The organism is Streptococcus pseudopneumoniae (assembly GCF_001074975.1).
Lineage (GTDB): Bacteria > Bacillota > Bacilli > Lactobacillales > Streptococcaceae > Streptococcus > Streptococcus pseudopneumoniae_D.
Window position 1 is genome coordinate 1 of sequence record NZ_JUUO01000050.1, and the last position, 9200, is coordinate 9200.

The window sequence follows — 9200 nt, forward strand, 5'->3', positions numbered from 1 at the left end:
CCGTACTCAAGTACTGCCTACGGCTAGCTTCCTAGTTTGCTCTTTGATTTTCATTGAGTATAAAATGATAATAAGCACCCAACATACCTGCTGTATTTTGGTGATGGGCAAATTCTAATCGTGTTTTTTCAGCAAGGCTTGGTACCAAAGCATCTTTCAAAGCTTTTCGAATTTTAGGCTTGAGGATAGCCTCTTGCCCCATAATACCACCACCGAGAATGACCACTTCTGGATTGGCAACGTAGCAAATATTTGCCAGACCTTTCCCGAGGTAATCTACCATGCGGTCAATACCTTCCATGCAGAGTTTATTACCTTCTGTAGCTTCCTTGAAAATGCGTCGACCATTCCACTGATCAACTGGATCGCCATGAGCTGTTGCTACATACTCCACCATTGCTGTCGTAGAAGCCAAATCTTGGAAATCTCCATCCTGCATATGCATATAACCTACTTCACAGGCCGAATTGCTAAATCCATGGAAAACTTTCCCATCCATAATCAAGCAACCACCGATACCTGTTCCAATGGTCAAACAAAGTGTCACACTCGCTCCCTTGCCTGAACCAGATACCGCTTCAGCAAGACCTGCACAGTTGACATCATTTTCAATCTCACAAGGAATATTGAAGCTAGTCTCAATTTCCTTTTTGAACTGGGTCCCTGCGTAGTTAGGGATTTGAGGTCCAGCATAGAAAATCTCACCCTTATCTGGATCTACCATTCCTGCAGAAGAAATGGCAACGCCTGCTACTGGTCCTTTTTCTAAATAGCTGCCTACGATATCTTTTGTCTTTTGTAAGATATGGGGTCCACCCTGATGCGCCTCTGTTGGCATTTCATGCGATTCAACAAGTTGGCCTTCTTGGTCAATCAAACCATATTTGATGTTGGTTCCACCGATATCAATTGCAACGTAGTGTATCATAAATACCTCCTTATGAATTAGAGGAAGCGCTCCTTGGTTTCACAAATCAAGGCTGCAGCTGCTTCTACAATTGGACGATCTTCTTCAGTCACTGGTGTCAATGGTGAACGAACAGAACCAATATTCAAGCCTTCATTGATCTTCAAGACTTCCTTAATCACACCGTACATATTTCCATGTGCAGCAGTGAGTTTACCAATGATAGCGTTGATAGCATACTGCAATTCACGCGCTGTTTCCAAATCTTTATCCGCAATCAATTGATTGAGTTTCAAGAAGAGTTCGGGCATAGCACCATATGTACCACCGATACCAGCTTTAGCTCCCATGAGACGACCACCTAGGAACTGCTCATCTGGACCGTTAAAGACGATATGGTCTTCCCCACCAAGGCTTACAAAGGTTTGGATATCTTGAACTGGCATAGAAGAGTTCTTAACACCGATAACACGTGGATTCTTCAACATTTCTGTATAAAGGCTTGGAGTCAAAGCAACACCAGCTAATTGAGGAATGTTGTAAATCACGTAGTCTGTGTTTGGAGCTGCAGAACTGATATCGTTCCAATATTTAGCAACTGAGTATTCTGGCAAGCGGAAGTAAATTGGTGGAATCGTTGCAATGGCATCTACACCCAAGCTTTCTGCATGGCGAGCTAGTTCCATACTATCTTTAGTATTATTGCAAGCAACATGGGCAATAATAGTTAATTTACCTTTGGCAACTGCCATGACTTCTTCCAAAATCAACTTGCGATCTTCAACGCTTTGGTAAATACATTCACCAGAAGAACCATTGACGTAAAGACCTTGAACACCTTTATCAATGAAGTATTGAACCAAGGCACGCGTACGCTCTGGACTTACTTCTCCTTGCTCATCATAACATGCGTAGAAGGCTGGAATGACACCTTCATATTTTTTCAAATCTGACATAGATTTTCTCCTATTATTTTTATTTTCTGCTAAAGCAGATTCTTTCTTTACTTCTTTAGTATACACTTTACCGAAAAGGCTTTCAATATCTTATAGACACTTAGATTTTAGTTTCTTGCTTATAGAATAGCGTTTGGAGCGTTTGAAAGTAGTTTCAGAAATAATTACACCCCTTACTCATACTTAGCAAATAGCTTTTCCATTACTCCTACTTGTAAAAAAGCAAGGAGTCCAAAACCAAAGAGAATAAAAGCTGATCCTCCCAATAGAAGGGTAAAGGCTGATAGATATAGAATCATCAAAATCAAAAAGATAATTACGATCATCAAGATAAACCAAGGAGCATTAAAACTAGCCAACATCAATCCTTTTTGAAGAATTTCTTTCCAAGATAGGTCATAGCGCGCAGCGATGGGATAGCTAGCCAACATCACGATAGTGAGGAAGATAAGAACGCCTAGACAAATAGCTTTCACCATTTGGAAAGGCATAGCTGTTTGACCCCAGAAAAGATAGAGATCTGAAAGAGTTAGAAATACAATTCCTAATTCTAACATCCCCAACTGAAAACCTAGTTTCAGATTTTGCCTGAAAACTCTTAGATAGGTTCTAAAAACTGGAACACGTCTGCTCTTCTTAACTTCGAACATGGTCTCGTAGAGGCTAATTTTAGCCACTCCAATCGTTACGATTGGCAAACAAGTTACTACAAAGAGAAGATTGACTGTTACAATATCTAAAACCTTCTCACTAATTCGCATTAGAAAATTATCTGTATCAAATGCAGCCTTGATGAGACTTCTTCCTTTTTGTGACATGTTTGCTCCTCCATCATTTTTCTTTGTAAACTGTTTTCTTTTTTGTTAGTAAAGCTTTCATAAGTCCCTACCATGAACAAATCTATTTTTTCTTTTTTCTTTTGGACCTTTTTCTACTTTTATCTATGGACGGATAATCTATATATACCCCGGACAGCGAAGCAATTAAAATAGTACTCCAAGTATGCTCATTAAATCCATCTAGCCCTCCACGGACTATCATTGCAAGCACTGTCCAAGCTAACATATTCAATAAAAAAATACAAAACGCTTTCATTTTAACATTTTAAAAGTTTATACGACCATTGTTAGGAATTTTATCATGTGAATTCCAAGCTGCAACAATATTGTAGGCAAAATTACCATATACATCAGCTGCGATCACAGCTATTCGTAAAATCCATCCAGAAATCTTGGTCAATAATCCTACTCTTGCTGCCGTAGACATAGAGACTCTGTTAAGCTTCACTCCTGCCATACCTATAGCATTTCTGAATAAACATACTGACAATAAGATCTCATTTCTCTACCTCACAAAGATAAATATCATAGTAGAGTATTATCAAAACCTCACAGAAAAGCAGTTCATATTATTTCTAATCAATCAAAATTTTGAAGAGATATTTGCGAACCTTCTCTTCCATACCTGCATAGCCATTTGGCTGGTGTGGTTCTCCTGGGAAGAAAATCGCAAAATTGTGATAACCCAACAAGAGTGGGTAGTGTTCATGACAATGTACAAAGCCAATGTCACTCGCTTCATCGAATGCTACTGCCTCGTCTTTGATACGTGAACCGTAGCTCGAATATTCATGTCCATCTACCAGCAAATGCAGGTCAGCATAGTTCTGATGATACTCAAATTGATCATTTTCAGCTTGATTGAGGACATTTTCCTGAACAACTAGAAAGACCTTGTCCCCATCAATCTCATACTTTCCTAATTCGAAAGAATCCTTACGGTGCTGATAGAGATAGTCGATAGCCTTGTCTAGATTGGGATGAATTCCTTTGTAAAAGGTGATGTTTTTCAAATCGTCAAAAATCATACTCTTTCCTTCGTTTCTGATAGTTAACTAAAATCATTCTTAAGTTTATAAGTGTCTAACAAAATCTCTAAGGTAAGCAAATACCCAACATTTTGTAGACACTTATAACATCTATATTTCCATAGCATATCAAGACCACTTCCGCAATCTTAACACACCAGTTTACTTTTCTTAACCTTTGACCGCTCCCATAGTAATACCTTGAGTAAAGGATTTTTGGAATACTAAGAAGACTGTTACGATTGGCACAGCAGCAAGAGCTGCACCTGCCATGATCAAACCATAGTTGGTTGCCATTTCAGCCTGCATAGTCGCAACACCGAGTGAAATGGTCAAATTATTACGTGAAGTCAACATTACCAACTGCATGAAGTAGTCGTTCCATGTATTGATGAAGGTAAAGATTGCAAGAGCTGCAAATCCTGGTTTCACAATTGGGAAGGCTACGCTCCAGAAGGTACGAATCTCACCACAACCGTCGATTTTAGCTGATTCAAGCAACTCTGTAGGAATATTCTCACTGAACTGTTTCATGAGGAAGACCCCGAATGGCCATCCAATCAAAGGCAAGATAACTGCCCAGAGAGTATCGTGAATTCCCATGAAGTTGACGATACGTACCAATGGTACAAGGACAACTTGTTTTGGAAGTGCCATAGCAGCAATAAAGATTGCAAAGAGAATACGTTGCCCATAGAAACGTTTTTTAGCCAATACATAACCTGCTAGAGATGAGGTCGCACAGACTAAGAACATGGTTACCAATGAGATAAACACAGAGTTCCACATCCACTGCATAGCAGGGTTTTGCACCATGAGTTGTTGGAAGTTTTCCATGGTTGGCATTTTAGGGAACCATTGTGGTGGAATAACGATGGTATCAGGTTGTGATTTGAAGGCCCCTGTCAAAATCCAGTAGAATGGAAAGATGAACAGCACGGTCAACAAGAGCAAGATAATAGTTGAAATAACAGTGAAAGCTGTTATAGGTTTCTTTTGTGTAGATTGCATAGCTGTCTCCTTTCTTTAATATTCTACGTCATTTCCGAGCGCCTTAAATTGAACAAAGCTTACAATAGCAATCATGACTGCCAAGAAGACACCAATGGTATTAGCATACCCGTATTCGGTCAATTGGAAGGCTTTTTCGTAAAGGTAGTACATCAAGGTACTTGTTGAGTAGTTTGGCCCACCAGATGTTAATAGTTGAATCAAGGCGAAAACTTGAAATGAGTTAATTGTTGTGATGATTGCGATGTAGAGAGTTGTTGGAAGAAGGCTTGGCCATTTAATCTTCCAGAAAACTTGAAATTCAGTTGCACCGTCTACACGAGCCGCTTCAACCAGTGAATTGTCAATATTCCCCATAGCAGCTATGTAGAGGATGATTGGTTGACCAACTGAAGTTGTCAAGAGGATAATCATAATTGCCAGTAATGCCCAGTGTTTATCTCCCAACCAAGAAATATTCTGGCTGATGATATGGCTTGACTTAAGGACAAAGTTTAGAATCCCTGATAATGGGTCATAAATCCATTTCCAAACAACTGTTACGGCAACACTACCTGTTACAACAGGAAGGAAGAAGACGAAACGGTAGAAAGATCTGGCAATAGCATTTTGATGGTAGGTTTGCGACGCCACAAAGAGCGAAAAGAGAACAACAATCGGTACAGATCCAACAACCAAAATAACTGTGTTAATCAAAGACTTCATAAAGACAGGGTCTTTAAACATGCGAATGTAGTTGTCCAAGCCCACAAACTCAAATTTAGTCATTGAATAGTTAAAGAAACTTGTAATGAATCCCATAATCATAGGAACCAATACAAAGATGACAAAGAAGAATAATACTGGTGCTAAGAAAGCGTAGGAAATCACTGTTTCCCGCATACGAATTTTATTGACTTTCACAGTCGGCACCTCTCTTTCACAAATAGAATATTTTGGATTTTCTTGAACAGTTTTAAAATCAAAATGAAATTTTTTAAGATTCGCTTATGTAAGAACTTCATTTTAATTTCGTGACAGTTTCTGATATTTCAAATAAAATCCTCCCTTTTCTTACATAGATTATGCACAGGGAAAAGGGAGGAGTCAATCTGATTCAGTGCTTATTGTTTTGTAGCTTTTTTAATTGTTTCGTTAGCTTTTTCAGTGAAGGCTTTTAAAGCATCCGCTGGTTTTTGATCGCCATTTGAAACTGATTGCAACATTGGGAACCATAGAGTTCTCATTTCTGCAAAACCATCAATTGTATTGTAGTATGGTGAGTAGTATTTAGTCCAACCACTGATTGTTTCCATACGTTTATCTTCATAAAGTTTTCCAAATGAAGTACGAACTGGGAAGGCACCTGTACGAACAACGTCTTTTGGACCCCATTCTTTGTCATCCGCGATGAATTGAACGAATTTCTTAGATGCTGCAACTTTCTTGTCGTCTTTGTTGTTGAATACTGCAAATCCGTTTACAAGGTATTCAAGAGCTGGTTTACCTGAATCTGATGGGAATGGTACTTCTACCACTTCTACTTTACTTGCTTCCAAGAGTTTAGCTTGGATACCGTTTTGAGCTGGCGCCCAAAGGATTGTGTAAGATGTTTGACCGTTGGCAAAGTTTTGGATATCTGCTCCACCGTCAAATTGTGAACCATTGTTCAACAAACCGTCTTTGATCCAGCTAGCTGCTTTTTCAAGACCTTTGACAAATTTAGGATCATCAGTTGTATATTTTGTTACATCTTTATCTGTTACAGAACCGCCGTAAAGGTTTGAGATGAAGGCACGTGTTCCTTGGTCTCCCCCTTGACCAGAACTGAACAATGAACCTGGTGTGTAGCCTTTGTCTTTAAGCGCTTTCAAAACTTTTTCAAAATCATCAGTTGTCCAACCTTCTTTTACAAGGTTCGCAACTCCAGCATCTTCCAACATTTTCTTGTTCATGGCCATGTAGAATGGTGCTGAACTGATTGGATACATATAAGCTTTGTCTCCAGCTTTACTTGCTTTTACGATGTTTTCATTGTTGACATCTTTAACAAAGTCATCTGTGAAGAGGTCATTCAAGTCAGCCAATTTACCATTTTTACCATATTGGATGATACGTCCTGGTGCGTCAAAAAGTACGTCTGGAGCTGTACCTGCTTCGATAGCTGTAGTAATCTTTTCTGGACCTGACTTAAAGTCGATGGTTTCCAATTTCACTTTTACATCTGGATTTGCTTTTTCAAAAGCTTCGATGATTGACTTTTCATATGTTCCAACACCGTCACCAGTTTTTTCTTGAGTGAAGACTGGGAATGCCCACCAAGTGATTTCTGTTTTTCCGCTATCTCCACCAGATTTTCCAGCATCTTTACTTCCGCCAGAATTTCCACATGCAGCAAGGCCAAGAATCGCAGCACCCGCAAGTACTGTACAAGCTAGTTTTCTAAATTTCATTTGTATTCTCCTAATTGATAAGCGTATCCATATTGGATAATGAGTAAGTTTTTATTTGTATCCGTTTTCATTTCATCCGACGCATCCACCACTCTCCTCTGCTTTGAGATTGTGTTATTTAAGACCAGCAACGAAGCGTTCTGTAATCTCTTTTGGTCTAGTAATGGCGCCACCAACAACAATGCCCCTCACTCCATATCCAAGGATTTGTTTGGCTTGTTCTGGTGTATGAATTTTTCCTTCTGCAATGACATCCACTCCTGCATCACAGAGTTTTTTGATCAATTCAAAATCTGGTCCGTCCACTTTTGGACTATAAGATGTATAGCCTGATAAGGTTGTTCCGACAAAGTCAATTCCTGCTTCTACAGCTGCTAGTCCTTCTTCGAAAGTACTTGTGTCAGCCATCAAGAGCTGGTTAGGGTATTTCTCCTTAACCTGACGGATAAACTCCTGAATCTCTAAACCATCGTAGCGTTCACGCTTGGTACAATCCAGAGCAATGACCTCTATATCAAGTTCTGCCAATTCATCAACTTCTTTCATGGTAGCCGTGATGAAGGGTTCTTGTGGCGGATAATCTCGTTTGATAATCCCGATAATCGGAAGTTTTGTAACCTCCTTTATTTCTTTGATATCACGAACACTATTTGCTCGGATACCGACTGCTCCACCTTGCTCAGCCGCTTTGACCAGCAAGGGAATGACTCCTCCCGCTTCTGTATAAAGCGGTTCGTGAGGAAGGGCCTGACAAGAAACGATGATTCCATCTTTGATTTGTGCAATCAAGGCTTCTTTAGTAATCTGTGGCATCCTCTTTCCTCCTTTTCTTTGTTCTTATGAGGTCATTATATACCATTTGTTAAGCGCTTTCAACACTTTGTCATAGAATAGATTTCAGTTTCAAAAGTATTTTATAGAACAGCTGTTTCTGAAAGTAGTTTCAGCAGGGGAAATAATTCACATCTATTACGTTTATTTACCTCTCTATCTCAATTTATATCAATAAAACCAGCCCAGAATTCTAACTATCTTATTAGATTCCAGACTGGCTTATTTTATATGAACATAAAAGTTCAAAGAACAACTGAAGACAAAGTTAACTGTCTTTTTGTTTATAGAAAATCATTATTCCAAGGATCATTCCCACAAAACCAAGCAAAACTGTTGTTATTGATTTATTCTCACCTGTATTTGGTAACTTAGACTGCTCATTATTACTTACTTTATTCTCTAATCGATTAGATTCAGAGTTTTCATTTGTTGATAACAATTTAGGCGACAGTGAAAGTTCCTCAGCCTTGTTATCTTCTGTAGGATTTTTAAATGGTGTATTGTCAATGGAGTGTCGGAAAGTCATCGCATAAATACTAGAATTGTTAATTTCAAAAATAATCTTTCCATCTTTTTGTTCGAATTCAATAGTGTGTAGTTTTCCTTCTGGATCTACAGCATAAACATTCTCAACGGACTGATCTATAGCAAAAGTAACAAGGACTTTTCCTTCAGGTTTAACATATCTGCCATTTACATCCTTCAATTTGATATCAAATGCTTTGTAGTTTAATGAACTTAAATCACTAACTTGAACTTCTTGCATTTGAATACCTATCACATTTTTCAATACTTCTTCTGAAGCTTGAATTTGAATACTTCCTGTTTCATTTTTTAAAATACGTTGTGAACTAGCAATTCCTGTGATAACGTGCTTCGTTTCTGATTCATCTTTAGTGTTTTTATTATTTACTTGTTTATCAGTAGATTTCACTACTGAACTTCCTTCTCCTGAGGTTGATAATGGACCCATATATTCTGGGATTTCTAGTATCGGAGATTCACCTCCATTCACGCCATCTGTGAAAGCTGGAAGGTGGTGGACATCAGCATCCGCACCATTCACGCCACCTTTAAACTCTGGCTTAGCTACTGTAGGAGTTGGAGAATCTCCTAATGTGGAGAGAACTCCGCTATACTCTGGAACTTCTGCAACAAGTGAGTCGCCTCCATTCACGCCACCTGTAAACTCT

11 protein-coding genes are annotated in these 9200 nt (G+C 38.9%); all 11 read right to left on the reverse strand.

The window, feature by feature from the left end; translation table 11 throughout:
• Nucleotides 1-31 precede the first annotated feature (31 nt).
• A complete protein-coding gene (locus tag ADI86_RS02380; RefSeq protein ID WP_049531645.1) occupies nt 32-928 on the reverse strand; it encodes an ROK family protein in 897 nt (298 codons plus the stop codon).
• Nucleotides 929-945: 17 nt separating this feature from the next.
• Nucleotides 946-1863: a dihydrodipicolinate synthase family protein gene (locus ADI86_RS02385; protein ID WP_049531646.1), complete on the reverse strand. Its 918-nt coding sequence runs from the start codon at nt 1861-1863 to the stop codon at nt 946-948.
• 173 nt (nt 1864-2036) lie between these two features.
• Nucleotides 2037-2681, reverse strand: a complete 645-nt coding sequence (locus ADI86_RS02390) for a YesL family protein (RefSeq protein WP_049531647.1) — start codon at nt 2679-2681, stop codon at nt 2037-2039.
• Nucleotides 2682-2763: 82 nt separating this feature from the next.
• Complete coding sequence (locus ADI86_RS12195) at nt 2764-2958, reverse strand: hypothetical protein (protein WP_080710065.1); 195 nt, start codon at nt 2956-2958, stop codon at nt 2764-2766.
• 9 nt (nt 2959-2967) lie between these two features.
• A complete protein-coding gene (locus tag ADI86_RS11860) occupies nt 2968-3165 on the reverse strand; it encodes a hypothetical protein (protein ID WP_414717515.1) in 198 nt (65 codons plus the stop codon).
• Between the two features lie 112 nt (nt 3166-3277).
• Nucleotides 3278-3730 (reverse strand): YhcH/YjgK/YiaL family protein, encoded by a 453-nt coding sequence (locus ADI86_RS02395; protein ID WP_033679829.1) that lies wholly within the window; start codon nt 3728-3730, stop codon nt 3278-3280.
• Between the two features lie 171 nt (nt 3731-3901).
• On the reverse strand, nt 3902-4741 hold the full coding sequence (locus tag ADI86_RS02400; protein WP_001192117.1) for a carbohydrate ABC transporter permease: 840 nt from the start codon (nt 4739-4741) through the stop codon (nt 3902-3904).
• Between the two features lie 15 nt (nt 4742-4756).
• Nucleotides 4757-5623 carry a carbohydrate ABC transporter permease gene (locus ADI86_RS02405; protein ID WP_153193231.1) on the reverse strand — a complete coding sequence of 289 codons (867 nt, stop codon included), beginning with the start codon at nt 5621-5623 and terminating at the stop codon, nt 4757-4759.
• Nucleotides 5624-5844: 221 nt separating this feature from the next.
• A complete protein-coding gene (locus ADI86_RS02410) occupies nt 5845-7173 on the reverse strand; it encodes an ABC transporter substrate-binding protein (RefSeq protein ID WP_033679827.1) in 1329 nt (442 codons plus the stop codon).
• 114 nt (nt 7174-7287) lie between these two features.
• Entirely contained in the window at nt 7288-7986 is a 699-nt protein-coding gene (locus ADI86_RS02415; protein ID WP_001135675.1) for an N-acetylmannosamine-6-phosphate 2-epimerase, read from the reverse strand.
• A gap of 286 nt (nt 7987-8272) precedes the next feature.
• The coding region (locus ADI86_RS02420; protein WP_152906141.1) for an SIALI-17 repeat-containing surface protein at nt 8273-9200 on the reverse strand (928 nt) is incomplete at its 5' end.

Excerpts from the sequence above, each read along its gene's own strand:
- ADI86_RS02390 (WP_049531647.1), bottom strand. The coding sequence starts at position 2,681 with ATGTCACAAAAAGGAAGAAGTCTCATCAAGGCTGCATTTGATACAGAT.
- ADI86_RS02400 (WP_001192117.1), bottom strand. The coding sequence starts at position 4,741 with ATGCAATCTACACAAAAGAAACCTATAACAGCTTTCACTGTTATTTCA.
- ADI86_RS02395 (WP_033679829.1), bottom strand. The coding sequence starts at position 3,730 with ATGATTTTTGACGATTTGAAAAACATCACCTTTTACAAAGGAATTCAT.
- ADI86_RS12195 (WP_080710065.1), bottom strand. The coding sequence starts at position 2,958 with ATGAAAGCGTTTTGTATTTTTTTATTGAATATGTTAGCTTGGACAGTG.
- ADI86_RS02415 (WP_001135675.1), bottom strand. The coding sequence starts at position 7,986 with ATGCCACAGATTACTAAAGAAGCCTTGATTGCACAAATCAAAGATGGA.
- ADI86_RS02380 (WP_049531645.1), bottom strand. The coding sequence starts at position 928 with ATGATACACTACGTTGCAATTGATATCGGTGGAACCAACATCAAATAT.
- ADI86_RS02385 (WP_049531646.1), bottom strand. The coding sequence starts at position 1,863 with ATGTCAGATTTGAAAAAATATGAAGGTGTCATTCCAGCCTTCTACGCA.
- ADI86_RS02410 (WP_033679827.1), bottom strand. The coding sequence starts at position 7,173 with ATGAAATTTAGAAAACTAGCTTGTACAGTACTTGCGGGTGCTGCGATT.
- ADI86_RS02405 (WP_153193231.1), bottom strand. The coding sequence starts at position 5,623 with ATGCGGGAAACAGTGATTTCCTACGCTTTCTTAGCACCAGTATTATTC.